Source organism: Paenibacillus sp. SSG-1, from assembly GCF_002224835.1.
In the GTDB taxonomy this organism is placed as follows: domain Bacteria; phylum Bacillota; class Bacilli; order Paenibacillales; family Paenibacillaceae; genus Paenibacillus_AQ; species Paenibacillus_AQ favisporus.
Genome location: NZ_MBRK01000001.1, coordinates 4,415,297 through 4,436,786, shown reverse-complemented (window position 1 = coordinate 4,436,786; position 21,490 = coordinate 4,415,297). Strand labels below are relative to the sequence as shown.

The window sequence follows — 21,490 nt, the reverse complement described above, 5'->3', positions numbered from 1 at the left end:
GGATGAGAACATGGCGGGAAGAGTATTTTTGGTGGGGGCCGGGCCCGGGCATGCCAAATTAATTACGGTAAAAGGGCTGGAATGCCTGCAAAAGGCGGATGTCGTCGTATACGACCGCCTGGCGGGGCCGCAGCTGCTGCATTCGCTCAAGCCGGGAACGGAAAAAATATACGTCGGCAAGCTCCCGGACCGCCATACGATGAAGCAGGAAGAGATCAACCAGCTGCTGGTGGATCTTGCCCTGCAGGGCAAAACGGTCGTGCGGCTGAAGGGCGGCGATCCGACGATATTCGGACGCGTAGGAGAGGAAGCCGAGCTGCTAAGGCGAAACGGCATTCCTTATGAAATCGTGCCCGGCATTACGGCGGCGATCGGGGTACCGGCGTACGCGGGCATTCCGGTGACCCACAGGGATTTGGCATCTTCCTTGTCCATCATCACCGGACATGAAAGCCCGGACAAGCTGGACCGGATGATCGAATGGGACAAGGTTACGAACGCGACCGGAACGCTGGTCTTTATGATGGGCGTGGCCAAGATCGGTTATATCGCCGAGCAGCTGATGCGCCATGGACGCAAGCCCGGCACGCCGGTGGCCTTGATCCGGTGGGGGACGCGGGCGGAGCAGGCGGTGCTCGCCGGGACGCTCGCCGACATCGCGGAGAAAGTGGAGCAGGCGGACTTTCAGCCGCCGGCCGTCATCGTTGTCGGCGACGTCGTGCGGCAGCGCGAGCAGCTCAAATGGGCGGAGTCGCTACCGCTGTTCGGCAAGCGGATCCTCGTCACCCGCTCCCGGGCTCAGGCAAGCGATCTGGTCAACCGGATCGAGGAGCTCGGCGGGGAGCCCTACGAATTTCCGGTGATCGAGACGGTGTATCCCGAAGCGCCCGAGCTTAAGCAGGGCCTCAAGGACGCCTTCGACCGGCTCGGTGAATACGACTGGGTGTTCTTTACCAGCACCAACGGCGTCGACTACTTCTTCCGCCATCTGAAGGAGCAGGGGAAGGACATCCGGCAGCTGCACCGGGCGCGGATTGCGGCGGTCGGCCCGGCCACAGCCGAGGCGCTCGGGCAGCGGGGCATCATCCCCGTGGAGCTGCCGGACCGCTTCCAGCAGGAAGGACTGATCGAGTCGCTGGGCAGCCAGCTGCTCGCCGGCCAGAAGGTCTTCCTTCCGCGCGGGGATCTGGCGCGAAACTGGCTGCCTGAGAAGCTCGCGGAGATGGGACTCGAGGTCACCAGCGCGGTGATGTACCAGACGATCGCCGGGCGGGAGGACGATCCCGAATTGATCCGGCTGCTGGAAGAGGGCGGGATTCATGCCGTGACGTTCACCAGCTCGTCGACGGTGAACAATCTGCTCTCGATTTTGCAGCGGATGGGAGTGCAGGACCCGGCAGCGCTGCTGCAGGGCGTGGAAGTTGCATGTATTGGAGAAATTACGGCCAAGACAGCCCGTGACGCGGGACTTGAAGTAGGCATCATTGCCGAAGAAGCGACGCTGGACAGCCTTGTCCGGTCGCTGTGCCTGTGGAACGCGGAAGCTGCGGCCGCATCAGAATAGAAGGGTCTGGGATGACCCTAGACTCGTAAATATCTACCAACAGGAGGTTTACAGCTATGAGTTTTCCAATAGTAAGACACCGGCGCCTCCGCCAGTCCGCGGGCATACGGAACATGGTGCGCGAAACGGTGCTGAACGTGAATGACCTGATCATGCCGATTTTTGTAACCTATGGAGAAAACATAAAAAACGAGATTTCATCCATGCCGGGAGTCTATCATTTTTCGCTGGACCGGCTGAAAGAAGAAGTGGACGAAATTGCCTCCCTCGGCATTCCGGCCGTGCTGTTGTTCGGCATTCCGGAAACGAAGGACAGCATCGGCTCCTCGGCCTTTGCGGAAGACGGCATCGTGCAGGAAGCCACACGCCTGATCAAGTCCTGGTATCCGGACCTGCTCGTCGTAGCCGACACCTGCCTCTGCGAGTTTACGGATCATGGACACTGCGGCATGGTGCATACCTATGAACGGGATGGCCATGTGTGCGGTGACGTTATGAACGATGAATCGCTTGAGCTGCTGGTCAAAACGGCGGTGTCCCAGGCGAAAGCAGGCGCCGATATTATCGCCCCGTCCAACATGATGGACGGCTTCGTGCAGGCGATCCGCGCAGGGCTTGACGAGAACGGATTTGAGCATATTCCGATCATGTCTTATTCGGTCAAATATGCTTCCGCCTTCTACGGCCCATTCCGCGAGGCAGCCGACTCGGCACCTCAGTTCGGCGACCGCAAAACGTACCAGATGGATCCGGCCAACGCGCGCGAAGCGCTGCGTGAAGCGGAATCCGATGTGCTTGAAGGGGCCGACATGCTGATGGTCAAGCCTTCTTTGTCCTATATGGACATTATGCGCACGCTGAAGGATCAGTTCGACCTTCCGCTCGTCGCCTACAATGTGAGCGGGGAGTACTCCATGGTCAAAGCGGCGGCCATTCAAGGCTGGATCGACGAAAAAGCCGTAGTGCAGGAAATGCTGACGAGCATGAAGCGCGCCGGCGCGGATATCATTATTACTTATTTTGCCAAAGACGTGGCCCGGTGGATCAAGGGATAACCGAAGCATCGGAGCAAAATCCCCGCTTAGCGGGGTGATTTAAACCGATAGATTGGAGTGAATGACATGAGCAGTATGTCAGGAAAGCGCAAGGAGGAGGCTTCCCGGTCGGCCTTTGAAGAAGCCAAGCAATATATCCCCGGCGGGGTGAACAGCCCGGTCCGCGCCTTTAAATCGGTCGGCCTTACGCCGATTTATGTGGACCATGCCCAAGGATCGCGCGTGTACGATATTGATGGCAACAGTTTTATCGACTACGTCGGCTCCTGGGGACCCCTGATTATGGGACACGCCCATCCGGAAGTGATTGCTGCGGTTCAGGAAACGGCGGCCAAAGGCACGAGCTTCGGCGCGCCTACGCTGATTGAGACGGAGATGGCCAAGCTCGTGTGCGAGCGTGTCCCTTCGATCGACATCGTCCGGATGGTCAATTCGGGTACGGAAGCGACGATGAGTGCGATTCGACTGGCCCGCGGGTACACGGGACGCAGCAAAATTTTGAAATTCGAAGGCTCCTATCACGGACACGCGGACAGCCTGCTCATCAAAGCCGGCTCCGGGGTGGCGACGCTGGGTCTGCCTGACAGCCCGGGCGTGCCGGAAAGCGTGGCCAGCAATACGATCACGGTCGCGTATAACGACCTTGAGTCCGTAAAGCTTGCCTTTGAACGTTTTGGCGAGGAGATCGCCTGCGTCATCGTGGAGCCGGTAGCCGGCAACATGGGCGTCGTACCTCCGCTTCCGGGCTTTCTGGAAGGCTTGCGCGAAATTACGGCGAAATATGGCAGCCTGCTCATTTTTGATGAGGTCATGACCGGGTTCCGCGTTCATTTGAACTGTGCCCAAGGCCGGTTCGGCATTACGCCTGACCTGACTTGCCTGGGCAAGGTGATCGGCGGCGGACTGCCTGTCGGCGCATACGGCGGCAAACGCGAAATTATGGAGAAAGTGGCGCCGTCCGGTCCGATTTACCAAGCGGGCACGCTGAGCGGAAATCCGCTGGCCATGGCGGCTGGGTTTACGACACTGAAGCTCCTGACGCCTGCCGTATATGACCAGCTGGAAGAGCGCGCAGCCCGTCTGGAGGCCGGTTTTGTGAAAAATGCCAAAGAGCTTGGCATTCCGGTGACGATTAACCGCGTCGGTTCCATGGTATGTCCTTTCTTCACGGAAGGGCCTGTCGTGAATTACGATACGGCGAAGACGAGCGACATTCCGCGCTTCACCAAATATTTCGGCAATCTGATTGAGGAAGGCGTGAGCGTGGCTCCTTCCCAATTTGAGGGGATGTTTGTATCGGCTGCCCACAGCATCGAAGACATCGATGCGACGATTGAAGCCAACTACAACGCCCTTAAGCAGCTGTGAGCCTGAACCACTGGCTCCGGCGCGGGGAATGGCTGGAGCTGGCTCCGGGCAAAAAAATCGCATCGGCCGAAGACCGCGAAGCGGCGGCCGCGGCGTGGCTGCTGAACGAGGCAGGCATGCCGGAGAAGCTGCTTGGACAGCTTCAGGCATCAAATGGCATCGAGTGGAAAGGGGACCGGCTTCGGCTGGCCCTTTTTGCTTCCCGCAAGGCGGGGATCGAGCCGATCTGGACGGATCTCACCGTGCTGTACGAGGACGACTTCTGCTTGGTCGTTCACAAGCCTGCCGGGATGAAGGTTCACCCGGATGGGCACTCCGACGAAATCACGTTGGATCATGCCGTGGCCGCCCATTATCAGATGCAGGGGGAAGAGATTGCGGTCAGACATATTCATCGGCTCGACCAGCATACCACCGGGCCTGTGCTGTACGCCAAAAATGACTGGGCGCAGCTTGTGCTGGACAAGGAGATGAGCGGCAAGCGGATTTCGCGGATTTACGCCGCCTTTGTCGAGGGGCGGATCCCTTCGGAGCTGAAGGTCATCGACCTGCCCATCGGCAAGGACCGCCATCACAAGCAGCGCAGACGCGTGTCTCCGGGAGGGCAATCTGCGGTGACCCGGATTCTCCATGCAGAAGCCGGGAATCAAGCCAGCCTCGTCTACTTGGAACTGGAAACCGGACGGACGCATCAGATCCGTGTTCATCTCAGTCATGTCGGCCACCCGCTGCTGGGCGATGCCCTGTACGGCGGAAGCATGTCCGCCATCGGCAGGCAGGCGCTTCACGGGGAGCGTCTCTCTTTCGCCCATCCGCTCACACACGAGCAGATTGAGGTGAGCGATCCGTGGCCCGAGGATATGGAGCGTCTCAAAGCCCTTGTGAGAGCGTAAACCTAAGTATCATATGAAAACTGGCATGCTCCTCTTTTTAAAGCATATAAATAGAACGAGTAACGATTTTGGCTCGTGCTGTGGGGATGGCCCACGGTTAGAAATATGCCGAAAAGGAGGACGTTATTTGTGTTTGACCAGTCCTACGGTTTACGCTTTGACATTTACGAACGCATCCATTTAAACGAAGACGTGGCGGGTATCGAAGAACTCGAGGAAATCGAGCTGCTTCCGCATATTCAAGTGATCAGCCAGGACGAACAAGCCAGTCTGCGCGGGCATCTGCTCCTGTCGGGGCTGTACAGAAGCGAAGGTGAGGAAGAAGGGACGCAGCGGCTGGAGCATTTCATTCCAGTGGAGATTACGGTTCCCTTGAACCGGGTAACCTCGCTGGATGACATTGCGGTGGAAATCGAGAATTTTGACGTCGACCTGCTGTCCAAACGGAGCCTGAATATTACGGGCGTTCTCTCTCTGCGCGGCATCGAGACTCAGGTCGCGGAATCACCCGCCTGGAAAGCGGACGAATTCACGGTGGTCCATGCACCGGATGAGGACCTTCCGGAGGAAGCGGCGATCTTCGCGCAAGAGCGGGAGGAAGAACCGTCTTCGGCAGAACCGGAACAGCGTGAATTCACGCCGCCGGACGACCCTGCGCCTGTCTGGACCGCACCGGCTCCGTCCTTTACGCCGCCTCAGTCCCAAATTCAGGCAGAGCAGCCGGAACAGGTTCCGATCGAAGCTGCGGAAGCCAGTGACTCGGATGAAGCACGGGAAGCGGCAGCCTGGGAAGCCGCATGGCAAGCGGCTGCTGTTCCTCCGTCCGAGCCGGAGGAAGCAGCTGTGCCTCAGGCGTCCGATTCCCGCGAAACAGCGCCGTCTACCGCATGGGAATCTGCCCGCGAACCTGAGCGGGAAGTGGCAGCGCCTCCGCCGCAGGTGGCCGGATTATCCGCTTTACATACGGACAAGGAACCATCAGACCGGACAGCGGAGCCCCAGTACCCGAACAAGTGGCATTTTGAGCATGAAGAGGAGTCGGAGCTGCTGCATCCGGAAGCGACGGCGGTTCAAGCGGATGAAGAGCAGGAAGAAGACATCTATTTGAACGCAGCGGGTAAAGACCCGTTCAGCGAGCCTACGTTCCCGTTTGGAGCTTTCCAGGATAAAATTCAGCAGGAAGAACCGCCTGAAGACCGGGAAATGCGGATCGCGTTAGGAAGCAAGAAGGAACCCGAGTCCGGCGAGAAGGAAGCGATCGGTTTTTCCTCGATCTTGTCCTCAAGCCGTTCGATCAAGGAGCTTGAGTACCAGCAGGCGCAGGAGGAGCAGCAGGCTGCTGATGCCGTCGCCAGCGCGGGTGCTGCTGAAGCCGATGATATCAAATGGAAGAACCTGTTCCTCGGCAGTATCTCCGAGCAGACTCCTTTCCGTAAGGTCCGGCTGTGCATCGTTCAGCGGGAGGAGACGCTCGAGACGATCGCCGACCGTTATCAGCTGACGCCGCGGGAGCTTGTGCTGTACAACCGGCTGGCGGACCAGACCGTGCAGGAAGGTCAAATTCTGTATATCCCGTAACGATTTTGAGGCAATCAGAAGAGCCTGGCGTTTTACGGCGCCGGGCTCTTTTTTTTGTTCCCGGGATGAGGTCTGCCTGAACACGGGAAAATGGTCCTGCACTTTGGGCCGAGGGAAGTTGACTATCGACATGAAGCGCGTTATTATGGAGTATATGTTTTGCAGAAAAACATCAACGAAAGTCAAGTACAGATGACATCTCGTATTTGGCCGAAGTTTTTCTAGCGATATGAAACGATTCAGCTTCGCTGAAAAATGATCCATTTCACCATCTTCACAAAAACGATGAACGGGAAGAGTAGGCGGTATTGCCCTTCAGAGAGCGGAATTGCAGCGCTGGAAGATTCCGCAGGAAGCAGCTGTCCGAAGTCGCCCGGAAGTTGTCGGTTTGAGCACTTGCGCCGAAAGCGCGGGAGGTAGAGCCGGCCGGCTGCAGCCGTTATCTGTACGAAGTGTTGCGAAGGCATGCGTGTTTGTGCTTGCTGTCGCAAAACAAAGGTGGTACCGCGAAAGAACAGCCTTTCGTCCTTTGAGGACGAAAGGTTTTTTGTATTTTTGGCAAAGCTGATCTTGTGATGGAGGATGAACAATATGACAGACCAGGAAAACCAAGCAACAACCGGGATGCCGACGACGTATGACCCGAAATCGGCCGAAAAGAAATGGTACAAATACTGGATCGACGGCCAGTATTTCAAAGCCGGGCAGAAGCCCGAGGCGGAGCCGTATACGATCGTGATTCCGCCGCCAAACGTAACGGGGATGCTCCATATCGGGCACGCCCTCGACTTTACCCTGCAGGATATTCTGATTCGCACGAAGCGGATGCAGGGGTACGACGCCTTGTGGCTTCCGGGCTCGGACCATGCGGGCATCGCGACGCAGACCAAGGTGGAGCAGAAGCTGCGTGAGCAGAATATTAGCCGCCACGACCTGGGGCGCGAGAAGTTCCTGGAGAAAGTGTGGGAATGGAAGGACCAATACGCGGAAACGATTCATGAACAGTGGGCCAAAATGGGCTTTTCGCTGGATTACTCCAGAGAGCGGTTTACGCTTGACGAAGGTCTGTCGAAGGCGGTTCGCGAAGTTTTCGTGAAATTCTATGAAAAAGGGCTGATCTACCGCGGCAAAAAGATCATCAACTGGGATCCGGCCGCCAGAACCGCCTTGTCCGATATTGAGGTTGAATATAAAGAAGTCAACGGCCATCTGTATCATTTGCAGTATCCGCTGAAGGACGGAAGCGGCCACATTACGGTAGCGACCACGCGTCCTGAGACGATGCTTGGCGATACGGCGGTAGCGGTTCATCCGAAAGACGAGCGCTACAAGGATATGATCGGCAAGATGCTCGTGCTTCCGATTGTCGGACGCGAGATTCCGATTATCGCCGACGAGTACGTGGAACGCGAATTCGGCAGCGGCGCCGTGAAAATTACCCCCGCACACGATCCGAACGATTTTGAGGTGGGATTGCGCCACGATTTGCCGCAAATCATCGTGATGGACGAGACCGGCACAATGAACGACCAGGCCGCGAAGTACGAAGGCATGGACCGGGCCGATTGCCGCAAGCAGATCGTTCAGGATTTGAAGGATCTCGGCGTGCTGATCAAAATCGAAGACCATGTGCACCAGGTAGGGCACAGCGAGCGCACAGGAGCCGTAGTCGAGCCTTACTTGTCGACGCAGTGGTTCGTTAAAATGCAGCCGCTCGCGGAAAGAGCCATCGAGGCGCAAAAGGCGGGCAAAGGGGTACGCTTCGTTCCGGATCGTTTCGAGAAAACGTACCTGAACTGGATTGAAAACGTCCGGGATTGGTGTATTTCCCGTCAGCTGTGGTGGGGACACCGGATTCCGGCTTGGTACTGCGAATCCTGCGGCGAGATCCACGTAGCCCATGAGGATGTAACTCAATGCTCCAAATGCGGAAGCACCGAGCTTACGCAGGACAACGACGTTCTGGACACCTGGTTCAGTTCTGCGCTGTGGCCGTTCTCTACCCTCGGCTGGCCGGAGCAGACGGCGGATCTGGAACGTTATTATCCGACGAACGTGCTCGTTACGGGCTATGACATCATCTATTTCTGGGTAGCCCGGATGATCTTTACCGCGCTGGAATTTACGGGCGAAATTCCGTTCAAGGACGTGCTGATGCACGGTCTGGTCCGGGATTCTGAAGGACGGAAAATGTCCAAGTCGCTCGGCAACGGCGTTGATCCACTCGACGTCATCGAACAGTACGGCGCAGATGCGATGCGCTACATGATCTCCACGAGCAGCACGCCGGGGCAGGATCTGCGCTTCCGCTGGGAACGCGTGGAGCAGGCGCGCAACTTTGCCAATAAAATCTGGAACGCTTCCCGATTCGCTCTGATGAATCTGGAAGGATTCACATATGACGACATTGACATAAGCGGAGAGCTCAGCACGGCGGACCGCTGGATTCTCCACCGCCTGAACGAAACTTCCCGTGACATTACGCGTCTAATAGATGCCTACGAATTTGGTGAAACGGGCCGGCTCCTGTATAACTTCATTTGGGATGACCTCTGTGACTGGTACATTGAGTTTGCCAAACTCTCTTTGTACGGAGACAATGTGAGCGCCAAGAAAACGACGCAGTCGGTGCTTAGCTATGTGCTGGACCGCACGCTGCGGATGATTCATCCGTTTATGCCGTTCATCTCCGAAGAAATTTGGCAGCATCTGCCTCACGAAGGGGAAACGATCACGCTTGCGGCATGGCCGGAGTATGATCCAGCCTTTGAGGATGCCGAAGCTGCAGCCGAGATGTCGCTGCTGATGGATGCCATCCGTGCCGTTCGCAACATCCGCGCAGAGGTTAATGTTCCGATGAGCAAGAAGATCGAGCTGATGCTGAAGGCGGGCGACGAGCAAGTGCTGCAGATCGTGAACCGGAACGAAGTATACGTTCAGCGCTTCTGCAACACCTCGAGCTTTACGGCAGGTCTCGACCTGACGACACCGGACAAGGCGATGACCGCCGTGATTACCGGTGCCGAGCTGTACCTGCCGCTTGCCGGTCTGATCGACATTGACCAGGAGATTGCGCGGCTGGAGAAAGAGCTGCAGCATCTGAACAGCGAAGTGCAGCGGGTGGAGAAAAAGCTGGCCAATGAAGGCTTCGTGGCTAAAGCGCCGGCAAAAGTCATTGAAGAGGAGAAGGCCAAGATGGCCGACTATTCCGATAAACGCAGCAAAGTCATCGCACGGATCGAAGAGCTGAGAGGCTGATCACGACGCAGCAGAAACTTAACTAAAATTCAGAAGGTGAATGGTATGGGGGATCAATTGGAAGCCGGACGGGAGGCTTCTCTGCGCACATATGAAGAGGCGGCGAATTGGATTAACGGTCTGATTCCGTTTGGGATCAGACCGGGGATGCAGCGGATCGAAACGTTAATGGAGAAGTTCGGGAACCCGCACCGGAGGCTGAAATTCATTCATGTCGCCGGTACGAACGGGAAAGGGTCGACATGCGCTTACTTGACCCGTGTACTTCTGCAAAGCGGTTATTCGGTAGGCACGTATACTTCGCCGTATATCACCAAATTCACGAACCGCTTTCAGTACAACGGGGAAGACATTCCGGAGGAGGTGCTGCTCTCCCTGGCGAACCGCCTGTACCCTGTGGTGCAGGAGATTGCGGCCACGGAGCTCGGATCGCCGACGATGTTCGAAGTGTCCACAGCTCTGGCGATCCTGTATTATGCCGAGGAATGCTACCCTGACGTGGTTGTATGGGAGACCGGGCTCGGGGGAAGGCTGGATGTAACGAACATCGTTCACCCCATCGTCTCCATCATCACCAATGTCGGGATGGACCACACCGATATTCTTGGCGATACGCTTGTGGAAATCGCCACGGAAAAGGCCGGCATTATCAAACCAGGCGTTCCGGTGGTCAGCTGCGTGAACCAGCCGGAAGTCATCGAGGTGCTGAAGCAAAAAGCCCAAGAGTGCCGCGCCACGCTGTATTTGGCGGGAGAGCAGTTCACCTACGAATATACCGGTTTGGACGGTTCGTTGCAGACGTTCCATTTCAAAGGTCCTTTCCGCGAGCTGGATCTGAGCATCGGGATGAAGGGCGAGCACCAGATTGCCAATGCCGCCGGCGCGATGATGGCGCTGGAAGTGCTGCGGCAGTACATGGCTTTTGTCATGGACGATGAAGATCTGCTGAAGGGGTTCCGGGATACGAAGTGGGCCGGCCGGCTCGAAGAAGTGGGCGATTCTCCGCGGATTGTTCTGGACGGGGCGCATAATCCGGAGGGGCTGGAGAGCCTCAGCAAGAGCCTGCAAAGGCATTATCACTTTAAACAGTTAAATTTGATGATGGGAATGCTGTCAAATAAGCATCATGAGTCCTCTTTGAAGCATATACTTCCAATAGTGGATACGCTTATCCTGACCGAGCCGGATTTCCGGAAAAAAATGGACGCTGATGCTTTGCTGGACATTGTGGAGCGGCTGAAGCATTCTCACGGCAAACCAGGTTTGCAGATCATCGTAGAACCGGATTGGAAACACGCGCTAGACATACTTAAGTCACGGACAGAACCGGGGGATTTGGCAGTGGTGTCCGGCACGCTGTATTTGATTTCTGATGTGCGGGCAGCCCTGCTGGGTCAGACCGATTCTGAAAAAGGTTGGTGAAAATCTGTTGAATTCTGAACATGTTCATTTTATCGGTATTGGTGGCTACGGGATGAGCGCCATCGCACGGGTTATGCTGGAAATGGGATACACGGTCACGGGTTCGGACGTGGCTGCCCAGGAATTAACGGAAAAACTGGCTGCCAAGGGAGCCAAAATTTATATAGGCCATACGGCCGAGCAGGTTCACGGAGCGGATTTGGTCGTCTATTCGACGGCGCTTCCCAAGGACAATGTGGAACGAAGAGAGGCGGAGCATCTGAACATTCCGATCCTTCACCGCTCGCAAATGCTGGCCAGATTGCTGAATGAGCGCAAGGGCATCGCCGTTGCTGGGGCACATGGCAAGACAACTACGTCGTCCATGATTGCACTTGCCATGGAGGAATGCGGCGCAGATCCGACGTTTATTATCGGCGGGGAAATTATGAACGTCGGCACGAACGCCAAGGCCGGCAAAGGGGACTACGTGGTGGCTGAGGCGGATGAGAGCGACGGCTCCTTTTTGCAGTACCATCCGTGGCTCGGCATCGTGACGAACATTGAAGCAGATCATCTTGAAAACTACGACGGCGATTTCGAGAAGCTGAAGAGCGCTTATGTGCAGTTTTTGAGCCAGATCAAGGAAGACGGCACGGCCGTCGTCTGCGCTGATGACGCGAATATCCGCGCGATCCTTCCTTCGATCCGCTGCAATGTGGCCACCTACGGGATCGATTCCGATGCGGAATATACCGCCGAGGATCTGGTCCTGGGCGACCGCCACGCATCCTTCACGATGAAGCATAACGGACAGACGCTGGGAACCGTCGAGCTTTCGGTTCCGGGACGCCACAACGTCTATAACGCCATGGCCACGGTGATCGCCTGCCTGAAGGCCGGGATTCCGTTCGAATCCATCGCTGCAGGCGTTTCGAAGTTCCACGGCGCTAAACGCCGTTTCCAGGTGCTCGGCGAGAAGAACGATATTCTGATCATCGACGATTACGCGCATCACCCGACGGAGATCGAAGCTACCATCAGCGCCGCCAAGGCTACGGGCAAAAAGATTATCGCCGTGTTCCAGCCTCAGCGCTATACACGGACCTTCTTCCTGCTCGATGCATTCAGCCGGGCTTTCGGTGGAGCCGATGAAGTGATCATTACCGACATTTATTCGCCAGCCGGAGAGAAGCAGATCGAGGGCGTGAGCTCTTCCAAGCTGGTTGATTTGATCGTCAAAAACAGCAATGCGGGAGCCCGTTATTTGCCGACGAAGGAAGATGTCCTGAACGATCTGAAGCCGCGGCTCCAGCCAGGGGTGCTTGTCCTGACCATGGGGGCAGGCGACATTTGGAAAGTCGGGGCGGAAATCGCCAAGACAATGTAAGGAATGCCTCTGCCGGATGGGCACAGGCTGCATAGGCTCATGACCGAAGAAACCGTAATTCCCTGATTCTGAAGGGGGATTACGGTTTTTTTGCTCTTGTCATTTTCGTGGGACAATCAAACATAACTTCTGGAAATCTATCATATATACATAGTAGATACGGACAAGGGTGAGGTGTTTGGGTGTGAACAAGGCGAGAATGACGTTCCGGTTTGATGAAGAACAAGGGCACCAGCTTGAAGATAAGAAGGACCGCGGACAGCTGACGGTTGCGGGATCGGCTTCACAGAACCCTGCATGGGCGGATGATCGTAATTCCGGAAGCAACCGCCGCGATGTTGAAACAAAGCGTACCCCGATATCGGCTGTGCCTGCTTCGATGCAGGGATGGAGTGACCCGTTCAACAGGGAGGACAGCTGGGAGCGTCTGGAGGAGAGGATGGGTTACGGAATCCAGGAGCGGGCAGACGATACGCCTGAGCATGATTCCGTTGCGGACGGGCCAGATCATCGCTATCCGGACAGCTCTGAAGACTGGGACCTGGATCGTGCCAATAATAGGTACACGGTCAGGGAGGGCTATGATGCCTACGATCACATCGAGAACAGACCCGATGAAGCGGGGCCCGGGCCAATCATCGAGGAGTATTCCTACCGGCCTCACCGGCCGGGATCGATATGGAAAGTAGTCGGAACCGTAACTGGAGCCATCGTCACCGGGGCGTTGTTCGGTTTGGTGGTCCTCTCCTTTTTCAAGGACGGATCTGCGGGGATGGACCCGGGCGGCAACACAGGGAACCCGAGTGCTGTAAGAACCTCTGCGCAGTCCGGTGAGGATCAAGCTTCTGTGCCGGCGGTCGCCGTCGAGGTGGGTCCTCAAACCTACTACATGCTGCAGTATGGCGTCTTCAGCACTGCCGACCGGGTTCAGCAGGCGAAGGATGAGCTGGAGCAGTACGGCATTGCCGCAGGGAACGACCCGGATGAGGAAAACCGGGTGTATGCGGGCCTGTCCACAGACCGCGAACAGGCCAAGCTGCTCAGCAATCAACTGAAGGCGGAAGGGGTTGATCTGTATGTGCGGGAGGTCGATCTCCCGGCCGCAACCTCCCTGCATTTTAACGGAGACGCTGAGGCCGTTAACCAATATTTTCAGGTGAGTGCGGACCTGGTTGCGCTGCTGAGCCAAACGTCGGCGAGCCTCCTTGGCAAGGATCTTCCGGGGAAAATCGGTACCGAGGATATGAGCCGTCTGACCGATCTGCACCGGCAGTGGACGGAGGCGGCCAAGCCGTTCCAGGCTGGCCTGGGCGCGGATCAGCAGGAGATGGGCAGGCAGCTGGAGCAGGCGATGAACAGCTCGCTTTCGTCCGTCGAGGAATACAACAAAAATACGGCGAAGGGGCATTTATGGGAAATCCAGTCCAGGATGATGGAATTCATCCTGCTGCAGAAGCAGCTTGTCGCTTCCCTGGAAAAAGCATAAAACACAAAGATCCGGCGTGGAAATGGAAATACTTCCCCATGCCGGATTTGTGTTTGTATTGACGTCCAAATAACCGTATAATAATGTGGGTGTCAAATTATGGCGAGGGAAGAGAAGAATGAAGAAGAATGTTGGAATATTACTGCTGTTTCTGCTGCTTGGCTGGCTGGCGGGAGCATGGATAGCCAAAGCGCTGGAGCCTGTACAAGCTCTTTCTTTTCTGACCGCATCCACGATGATCAAATGGTCACCGCAAGCTAATTTGGACATTATCAGTTACGACATTACCATTCAAATGAAACTAAGCCTGCTGAGTTTGATCGGCATCATTGTCTCCGTGTGGCTGTATCGCAGGCTTTAACTACCGGACAAAGGAGATCCTTTCATTGAAATCAAACCATTCACGCCGCATTATTCTGGCATCAACTTCACCGAGAAGGCAGGAGCTGATCGCTTCTCTACATATTCCGTTTGAGATCCGTCCCAGTCACGCTGAAGAACATACACCCGAAGATTGGACACCGCAGCAGGTCGTGGAAGGACTGGCCTTACGCAAAGCGGAAGCCGTTCATGCCTCGCTTCATGATGATAAGGAGGATGCCGTGATCGTCGGCAGTGATACGGTTGTTGTGCTGGACAATCAGGTGCTGGGCAAGCCGGTCGACAAGCAGGATGCGGTTCGTATGCTGACATTGCTGCAAGGCCGGACCCACGAGGTATATACGGGAGTCGCCGTCATCGATGTCATGAACGGCAAGACGATGGTGCGCCATCGTGTGACGTCGGTGACGATGAAGCCGCTCACCGGGCGCCAGGTAGAGGCTTACGCCATGAGCGGAGAGCCTGATGACAAAGCGGGCGCCTATGCGATCCAGGGACTCGGGTCAACGATCGTCGAACGGATCGAAGGATGCTATTTTAACGTGGTCGGACTGCCGCTGTCCCTGCTTTCGGACATGCTGGGCGAGTTCGGAATCGACGTTTTGTAAAACTTGCGGATGTTATTTGAATGAAGGGAAAGAAGGGGAACTTATGGAGTCGCAAACTTATCTGCTGCGCGACATCCCCCATGAAGAACGCCCGAGAGAACGCATGCTTGAATATGGGGCGAGTGCTTTAAGCCATGCCGAACTGCTTGCTATTTTGCTTCGGACGGGAACCCGCCAGGAGTCAGCCGTACATTTGGCTCAGCGGATACTGAAGCAAGTCGGCAGTTTGCGAAATCTGGTCGACCTGAGCGTCGAGGAGCTGATGTCCATTCGGGGCATCGGCAGCGCGAAGGCGCTGCAGCTCAAAGCCGGAATCGAGCTCGGACAGCGTTTGTCGAGAGCTCGTAAAGAGGAGCCCGTTACGATACGGAGCCCGAAGGATGCCGCGAACGTGCTCTCAGAGCAGCTGCGGTATTTGCAAAAAGAACATTTTGTCTGTTTGTTTTTGAATACGAAAAATCACATTATTGCTCAAGAGACGCTTTCGATCGGCAGTCTGAACGCCTCCATCGTGCACCCCCGCGAGGTGTTTCGCGCAGCCATTAAATGCAGCAGCGCATCCGTCGTTTGTGCACACAATCATCCCAGTGGAGATCCCACCCCCAGTCCAGAAGATATTTCCCTGACCGCCCGGTTGAAGGAGGCAGGGGACATTGTGGGCATAGAGGTGTTGGATCATTTGATTATCGGTGATGGAGGATACGTCAGTTTGAAGGAGCAAGGCTTGATGTAATATAATAGTTGAGATTGACGAAGAAAGGGAGATTACAGCATGTTAGGGAGCTTCACGAAAGATTTGGGTATTGACTTGGGGACGGCGAATACGCTCGTTTATGTCCGTGGAAAAGGAATTGTCGTAAGAGAGCCCTCGGTAGTCGCTTTGCGCACCGATACGAAGAGCATTGAAGCCGTTGGTGAATCCGCCAAGAAAATGATCGGCCGCACGCCGGGGAACATCCGTGCCATCCGTCCGATGAAGGACGGGGTTATCGCTGATTTTGACACGACGGCCACTATGATTAAATATTTCATCCGTCAGGCGCAAAAGCAGCGCTCTATGTTCCAGCGCCATCCGAACGTGATGGTTTGTGTACCTTCGGGCATCACTGCGGTAGAGCAGCGGGCGGTTGAAGATGCCACCAAGCAGGCGGGTGCGCGTGAGGCTTACACCATCGAAGAGCCGTTTGCGGCAGCCATCGGTGCAGACCTTCCGGTATGGGAGCCGACAGGCAGCATGGTCGTTGACATCGGCGGGGGTACAACTGAAGTTGCGGTTATTTCCCTGGGCGGTATCGTTACGAGCCGTTCGGTCAGAGTGGCCGGCGACGAAATGGACGAATCTATCATTCAATATATTAAACGGCAATACAATTTAATGATCGGGGAACGGACTTCGGAGCAGCTGAAAATGGAAGTGGGCTCTGCGCTGCCGCTGGAACAGGTGGAAACGAGCGAAATCCGCGGGCGTGACCTCGTAACCGGCCTGCCGAAGACGATCACCATCACATCCGACGAGATCAGTGAAGCTCTGTCTGACACGGTCAATGCGATCGTTGAAGCGGTGAAGGTGACGCTGGAGAAATGTCCGCCGGAGCTTGCCGCCGACATTATGGACCGCGGTATCGTCCTGACCGGAGGCGGAGCCCTGCTGCGCAACTTGGACAAGCTGTTGGCACAAGAAACCGGCATGCCGGTCATCGTGGCGGACAATCCGCTGGATTGCGTCGCAATCGGTACAGGCAAAGCCCTGGAGAACATTCATCTATTCAAATCCCGCAGCAGTTCGGCCGTGCGTTCCAAACGCTAGGCAGTTATAAAGCGGGTCACCCCTGATCATGGGAGAGAAATCAGTAAGTTAGAGGGTGTTAGAACTGTTTAAACTGCTCGGTAATAAGCGATTGTTTGTCATACTGATTGGTTTGGTTATGTTTATTGCGCTCATGGGATTTACGTTGGGGCCCCGGGCCTCGTTATCCTGGCCCGAGAAGTTTCTAAGAGATACGGTCGGATTTGCCCAAAATATCTTTTATAAGCCCGCTGGTTACATAGCGGGCTTGTTTAAAGATATTGCCAATATGCGGGACATTTACAAAGAAAACGAGGAGCTCAAAATTGCTCTTGCCCATTATACACGCGATAAAGTCCAATATAATCTTATGGACAAGCGAAATAAGGATCTGGAAGAAGCGCTGCATTTTACGAATGCCCAGAAAGAGCAAAACAATTATACTTATCATATTACCCAGGTCGTTAGTGTCAACTCGGATACGGTAAACCGCTCCCTGGTCATTGATCTGGGCGAGCGGGACGGCATCAAGGTCGGCCAGTCCGTCATTTCGAGCGAGGGCCTTGTCGGAGTGATCAGCCATGTCAGCAACTTTACGTCGACCGTCAAGCTGATTACGACGATGGATGCGAAGGACCCGAATTCTAACGGCATTTCGGCAACGGCACTAAATAATCATAACGTGTTCGGAATTATCGAAAGTTACGACGAGGTTAGCAAGACCCTGCAGATGACCCAGATCAAAGAGGACGATCCGATTAAGGAAAAGGATACCATCGTTTCCGCAGGAGATCCGAGCAAGTATCCGCAAGGTCTTATTATCGGAACTGTCGAAAAAGTACAGGTCAGTCCGTTCGGGAAAACGAAGACGGCGACAATCAAGCCTGCGGCGGAGTTCCAGGACTGGAAGCTGCTCTTCGTCGTATCGCAACCGGAGGTACCGCAATAATGGTCCGCAAGCAAGTGCTGATCCTGCTGCTGTTCGTCCTTTTTCTTCTCGAAGGGACGGTCGTTCCCTGGCTGCTGCCGGGCTCCTGGCAGAACGTCATTTCGCCGAATCTGGTCCTTATCGTCCTGTTATTCGTTTCGGTATACCATCACCGTCATACCGCGCTCGTTCTCGGGATTATATTCGGCATGCTGCATGACGTCGTCTTTTACGGGGATATGATTGGCACGTACTCCTTTGTTATGGGGGTTACGGCTTATATTATGGGCTTTATTTTTCGGATGCCGCGCGCCCAAATGCCGGTCATGATGACGGTCATCATTTTGGGAAGCCTGCTGTTTGACAGCCTGCTGTACGGGATCTACCGGGTGTTCTCGCTCACGGCCGTTCCGTATAACTGGAACCTGCTGCACCATATTCTGCCCGATCTGGTCGTTCATTTCGTTTTCGGGTTAATCATTTATGTTCCGCTGCGCAAGCAGCTCGAGAAGCTTGGTAAACGCGCAAAAGTGGAAAAGGCGGCGTAAACCGCCCTTACAATTTGCATAATCAGGCAGGAACTTATGCATCCGGGAACGAAATGTATAGAGATGGGAGGGACAGGCATGGCAGTCAAATCGAATCATGTGACGATTAAGGGCATCAAAGATGGCCTGGTTTTCCTGCTCGATGACGAATGTGAATTTGAGGAACTGCTGGGTGAGCTGAGGTATAAGCTGGAGCATACTCATCAAAATATTTTGACCGGACCGATTATTCATGTAGACGTGAAGCTTGGGTCAAGGCGTATATCGGAAGACCAGAAACAATCCATGCTGGACATCTTGAAGCAAAAGGGAAATTTGCTGATCCGTTCAGTAGAGATGCCTGAGGGGGAAACCGAACCCGGGAAAGAGCCGGCCTATGCGGTCATGAGCGGAATGGTCCGATCGGGCCAGGTGCTGCATCATCACGGGGACCTGCTGTTCCTGGGTGACGTGAACCCGGGCGGAAGCATTCTGTGCACGGGTGATATTTATATATTGGGGGCTCTGCGTGGAATGGCCCATGCAGGCGTAGAGGGAAATGAGGAAGCGATCATTGCAGCCTCCTATTTTGCCCCCACCCAGCTCCGGATTGCCGAAAGAATCAGCCGGCCTCCGGACGAATGGAACATTCGGGAGACAAGCATGGAGTTTGCGTTTTTGCGCGACGGAGCCATGCAAATCGATAAAATTAGCAATATTGTCCGGATACGGCGGGATTTTAACGTGTTTAAAGGGGTGTAACACATGGGAGAAGCTATCGTCGTTACTTCCGGTAAAGGCGGTGTGGGCAAAACGACCACATCGGCGAACATCGGAACCGCGCTTGCGCTGCTTGGCAAAAAAGTGTGCCTGGTCGATACCGACATCGGCCTGCGCAATTTGGACGTCGTGATGGGCCTGGAGAACCGGATCATTTACGATTTATGCGATGTGGCGGAAGGGCGCTGCCGATTGAACCAGGCGCTGGTGAAAGATAAGCGCTTTGACGAGCTGTATATGCTTCCGGCCGCCCAGACCAAGGACAAAAACGCGGTGTCGCCGGAACAGGTCAAGGATATCATTCTTGAGCTGAAGAAAGAGTACGAATATGTCATTATCGACTGTCCTGCCGGCATCGAGCAGGGGTTTAAGAACGCGATTGCCGGAGCGGACAAGGCAATCGTCGTTACCACGCCGGAGAACGCCGCGGTTCGTGACGCCGACCGTATTATCGGGCTGCTGGAGAGCTCTGCCGTGGAGTCGCCCAAGCTCGTCGTGAACCGGATTCGGCCGAATATGGTCAAATCCGGAGACATGCTCGACATCGAGGATGTGCTCCAGGTGCTCAACATCGATCTGATCGGGATCGTGCCGGATGACGAGTACGTCATCAAGGCAGCCAACAGCGGGGAACCTACGGTGATGAACCCGGAATCGCGGGCCGCGATCGCGTACCGCAACATTGCGCGGCGCATCCTGGGCGATACGGTGCCGCTGATGCAGCTGGACCAGAAGAAAAGCATGTTCACCCGTTTCAAAAAGCTGTTCGGAATGGGATGACCGGATCTTTTATACGATGATTATTCTATAGAGAAGGGATGGAGCCAAGCGGCTTCATTCCTTTTTTTTTGCGTTTGAGCTCCGCATCATTTCCTCCAAATTCCCTTGATGTATAGGCCATTTCCTTTCATTCATCGATCCCGGGCGTGAATAGAGGCTTGGCGAATTGGGTTAAGTTACTACAAAGACAACCTGAGAATAGACAAGGGGTGCTTACTATGCTCGGAATACTGATTTTTATTTTCGTCATCCAAATCGTGTACGTCTCTTTCTTTACGCTGCGCATGATCCTGACGTTGAAAGGCCAAAAGTATTTGGCCGCGGTGCTCAGTATGTTTGAAATTACGATTTATGTGCTCGGACTCAGCATCGTGCTGAAGTATGTCAATCAGCCGCTGTCCCTGATCGTGTATGCCGTGGGCTACGGTCTTGGCGTTCTGGTGGGCTCGTGGATCGAAAACCGGATTGCGCTCGGCTATATTACGATGAAGGTCATCGTCAATGATCCCGGGAGCGATATGGCCAACACGCTGCGCAACATCGGGTATGGCGTCACCTCCTGGATCGGCAGCGGCCGCGACGGCCATCGTCTGGTCTTCGAAGTGCTGGCCAAACGGAAAAACCAGAAGAAGCTCTACAACTCCATCCTGGAGCTTGACCCGAAGGCATTCATTGTCGTCACCGAGCCTGTCATGCTTCATGGGGGATTCTGGACCCGGGGAACAAAAAAATAGTACCGGCGGACGTTTCATTGCGGGATCGGGGGACAGTGCTGCAGAGGCTGCATTTTCTTTTTATAAAAAAAGCCCCTGCCTGTTTCATTTTGCAGCAGAATGGGTAATAAACTAAAACCTGCTGTGAGCCAGCCAGGCAGGAGGTCCCAAATTTGTTGCTTGGAACCGGATCCACAGTCGCATTTCGCCAATCTTCCGTCCAGGTCCAAAAGAGTTAGGCTTGTCTATTTGCAGTTTGGCATGTCTGTTGAACGCGAGAATCTAAGGATGCACGGATGCTTAGCTTCATCCATTCGTTGCATATGGCAACGCTCACGCAGTATTTGGATGATTCCTTTAACTCCCCGTTAGGAAAACCGCTTTTCCACTACATAACAGGCCGTGAGCCTATCTATGAAACAAGCTCGGTTACTTGAAGATTGAAGCCATGTTTGATGGACCCGCTCCCTTTTGCGGACGGACCATGTCTTTGCGCCGGATGGCGGATGATATGCGAAATGCTCCACATACTATGAATACAGCTGGCTAAAGGAGCGATTGAATGATTGTACTGGAACATGTAAACAAAGTGTATGATGACGGGTTTCATGCCCTCAAAGACATCAACCTGGAGTTTAAGAAGGGTGAAATTACTGTCTTGATCGGCCCCAGCGGCTGCGGCAAATCGACGACCATGAAGCTGATCAATGCCCTGAACACCCCTTCCTCCGGAAAAGTACTGATCGACGGAAAAGACATCTCCGGGCTTAACCCGGTGGAACTGCGCCGGAATATCGGATATGTCATTCAGAGTGTAGGCTTGTTTCCTCATATGAATATCGCCAAAAACGTGGCGGTCGTCCCTCATTTGAAAAAGTGGGATAAAGAGAAAACCGACCGGAAAGTGAACGAACTGCTCGACCTGGTTGGTCTCGACCATACCATATACCGGAACCGTTATCCTTCCGAGCTCAGCGGCGGGCAGCAGCAGCGG

General features: G+C 54.9%; 19 protein-coding genes and 1 other annotated feature. All 19 genes read left to right on the top strand.

What is annotated here, in order from left to right; genetic code table 11:
* Window positions 1-10 precede the first annotated feature (10 nt).
* On the top strand, window positions 11-1,564 hold the full coding sequence (cobA, locus tag BCV73_RS20600) for a uroporphyrinogen-III C-methyltransferase (RefSeq protein WP_089548378.1): 1,554 nt from the start codon (window positions 11-13) through the stop codon (window positions 1,562-1,564).
* Window positions 1,565-1,620: 56 nt separating this feature from the next.
* Window positions 1,621-2,619 (top strand): porphobilinogen synthase, encoded by a 999-nt coding sequence (gene hemB / locus BCV73_RS20595; protein ID WP_089548377.1) that lies wholly within the window; start codon window positions 1,621-1,623, stop codon window positions 2,617-2,619.
* A 66-nt stretch (window positions 2,620-2,685) separates the two neighbouring features.
* A complete protein-coding gene (gene hemL, locus BCV73_RS20590) occupies window positions 2,686-3,987 on the top strand; it encodes a glutamate-1-semialdehyde 2,1-aminomutase (protein WP_179232038.1) in 1,302 nt (433 codons plus the stop codon).
* The gene (locus BCV73_RS20585; protein ID WP_089548376.1) at window positions 3,984-4,880 is read left to right on the top strand and encodes an RluA family pseudouridine synthase; all 897 of its coding nucleotides are present in this window, start codon (window positions 3,984-3,986) and stop codon (window positions 4,878-4,880) included. Before hemL ends, BCV73_RS20585 begins: the two co-directional genes overlap by 4 nt.
* 129 nt (window positions 4,881-5,009) lie before the next feature.
* Window positions 5,010-6,458 (top strand): LysM peptidoglycan-binding domain-containing protein, encoded by a 1,449-nt coding sequence (locus tag BCV73_RS20580; RefSeq protein ID WP_256992924.1) that lies wholly within the window; start codon window positions 5,010-5,012, stop codon window positions 6,456-6,458.
* Between the two features lie 276 nt (window positions 6,459-6,734).
* Window positions 6,735-6,991: a binding site (T-box leader), on the top strand.
* Window positions 6,992-7,049: 58 nt separating this feature from the next.
* Window positions 7,050-9,716, top strand: coding sequence for a valine--tRNA ligase (locus tag BCV73_RS20575; RefSeq protein ID WP_089548374.1), 2,667 nt, complete (start codon window positions 7,050-7,052; stop codon window positions 9,714-9,716).
* A gap of 45 nt (window positions 9,717-9,761) precedes the next feature.
* On the top strand, window positions 9,762-11,138 hold the full coding sequence (locus BCV73_RS20570) for a bifunctional folylpolyglutamate synthase/dihydrofolate synthase (protein ID WP_089548373.1): 1,377 nt from the start codon (window positions 9,762-9,764) through the stop codon (window positions 11,136-11,138).
* A 4-nt stretch (window positions 11,139-11,142) separates the two neighbouring features.
* On the top strand, window positions 11,143-12,507 hold the full coding sequence (gene murC, locus BCV73_RS20565; protein WP_089550337.1) for a UDP-N-acetylmuramate--L-alanine ligase: 1,365 nt from the start codon (window positions 11,143-11,145) through the stop codon (window positions 12,505-12,507).
* A gap of 184 nt (window positions 12,508-12,691) precedes the next feature.
* Window positions 12,692-13,993: an SPOR domain-containing protein gene (locus BCV73_RS20560; RefSeq protein ID WP_089548372.1), complete on the top strand. Its 1,302-nt coding sequence runs from the start codon at window positions 12,692-12,694 to the stop codon at window positions 13,991-13,993.
* A gap of 118 nt (window positions 13,994-14,111) precedes the next feature.
* Window positions 14,112-14,354, top strand: a complete 243-nt coding sequence (locus BCV73_RS20555; RefSeq protein WP_076174380.1) for a DUF4321 domain-containing protein — start codon at window positions 14,112-14,114, stop codon at window positions 14,352-14,354.
* Between the two features lie 25 nt (window positions 14,355-14,379).
* Entirely contained in the window at window positions 14,380-14,982 is a 603-nt protein-coding gene (locus BCV73_RS20550; RefSeq protein ID WP_089548371.1) for a Maf family protein, read from the top strand.
* A 43-nt stretch (window positions 14,983-15,025) separates the two neighbouring features.
* Window positions 15,026-15,715 carry a RadC family protein gene (radC, locus tag BCV73_RS20545; protein ID WP_076174385.1) on the top strand — a complete coding sequence of 230 codons (690 nt, stop codon included), beginning with the start codon at window positions 15,026-15,028 and terminating at the stop codon, window positions 15,713-15,715.
* Between the two features lie 39 nt (window positions 15,716-15,754).
* Complete coding sequence (locus BCV73_RS20540) at window positions 15,755-16,789, top strand: rod shape-determining protein (RefSeq protein ID WP_076174388.1); 1,035 nt, start codon at window positions 15,755-15,757, stop codon at window positions 16,787-16,789.
* A 55-nt stretch (window positions 16,790-16,844) separates the two neighbouring features.
* Complete coding sequence (gene mreC / locus BCV73_RS20535; RefSeq protein ID WP_076174390.1) at window positions 16,845-17,717, top strand: rod shape-determining protein MreC; 873 nt, start codon at window positions 16,845-16,847, stop codon at window positions 17,715-17,717.
* Window positions 17,714-18,244, top strand: coding sequence for a rod shape-determining protein MreD (gene mreD, locus BCV73_RS20530; protein WP_397345588.1), 531 nt, complete (start codon window positions 17,714-17,716; stop codon window positions 18,242-18,244). Before mreC ends, mreD begins: the two co-directional genes overlap by 4 nt.
* A 78-nt stretch (window positions 18,245-18,322) precedes the next feature.
* On the top strand, window positions 18,323-18,985 hold the full coding sequence (gene minC, locus BCV73_RS20525) for a septum site-determining protein MinC (protein WP_089548370.1): 663 nt from the start codon (window positions 18,323-18,325) through the stop codon (window positions 18,983-18,985).
* Between the two features lie 3 nt (window positions 18,986-18,988).
* Window positions 18,989-19,783, top strand: a complete 795-nt coding sequence (gene minD, locus BCV73_RS20520; protein ID WP_076174396.1) for a septum site-determining protein MinD — start codon at window positions 18,989-18,991, stop codon at window positions 19,781-19,783.
* 218 nt (window positions 19,784-20,001) lie between these two features.
* On the top strand, window positions 20,002-20,517 hold the full coding sequence (locus BCV73_RS20515; protein ID WP_076174398.1) for a DUF2179 domain-containing protein: 516 nt from the start codon (window positions 20,002-20,004) through the stop codon (window positions 20,515-20,517).
* A gap of 541 nt (window positions 20,518-21,058) precedes the next feature.
* On the top strand, window positions 21,059-21,490 hold a 432-nt coding region (locus tag BCV73_RS35880), incomplete at its 3' end, for an ATP-binding cassette domain-containing protein (protein ID WP_256992923.1).